This is a genomic window from Pseudoalteromonas luteoviolacea NCIMB 1944 (assembly GCF_001625565.1).
In the GTDB taxonomy this organism is placed as follows: Bacteria; Pseudomonadota; Gammaproteobacteria; order Enterobacterales; family Alteromonadaceae; genus Pseudoalteromonas; species Pseudoalteromonas luteoviolacea_F.
In genome coordinates this window covers 1-648 of record NZ_AUXS01000107.1, presented here as the reverse complement: position 1 = coordinate 648, position 648 = coordinate 1, and the positions used below count along the sequence as shown (strand labels likewise).

Here is a 648-nt window from a genome sequence, read left to right as displayed (position 1 = left end):
TTTTATGGCAATAGCAAGGAATAAGAATACAGTTGACATCCACCCCAATTCCCTTCTAGTAAAGATGTGCGCATATCTTCTGATCTTGCATCTGTCGATAGCAGCCAATGTGTTGTTCAACTGACAACATTTGATGAATTTGGCAGGGTGTTCCAACAGTTTGATGACTACCGTCGGCTTAAACAAAGAAATGAATACATAGAAGCACAAGGTGTTCATTTTACCTATCGAGCGGGCCAAGTTGTCATAAAGAAAGAAGCAAGAGAGGGTGCTAATGGCACAATCTACTACCTGCATTCTCGTGAGGATCGCGCTGGACGTGTCACTCACTATAACAAGGGTCGCTTTGCGATGTCGGTTGGTTATAGCGATACGGGTTTCGTTAGCAGCTTAGCTGTGCAAGGCAGTTATGGTTATATCCAATCACATAGTTACCAGTTTGATGGCTTAGGGAATCTGACATCACGTGCACTTTCATCAGATGGCGGGCAAGTTAAGAGCAGCCGATTTGGCTATGACGACCTAAACCGCGTAATCAAAGTCAACGGTGCGACCGAGTTTGCCTATACCGCAAATGGTAACCTGACCACCAAGTCTGGTTGGACACAGCACTATGAAGACACAAGACCGCATGCCATTTCCAAGCGA

Annotated in this window: 1 protein-coding gene; it reads left to right on the top strand. The window is 45.4% G+C overall.

Annotated elements, in window-relative coordinates; genetic code table 11:
* Nucleotides 1-66: 66 nt before the first annotated feature.
* Nucleotides 67-648 (top strand): hypothetical protein (locus N483_RS26505; protein WP_155735439.1); only part of this gene is annotated, 582 nt, incomplete at its 3' end.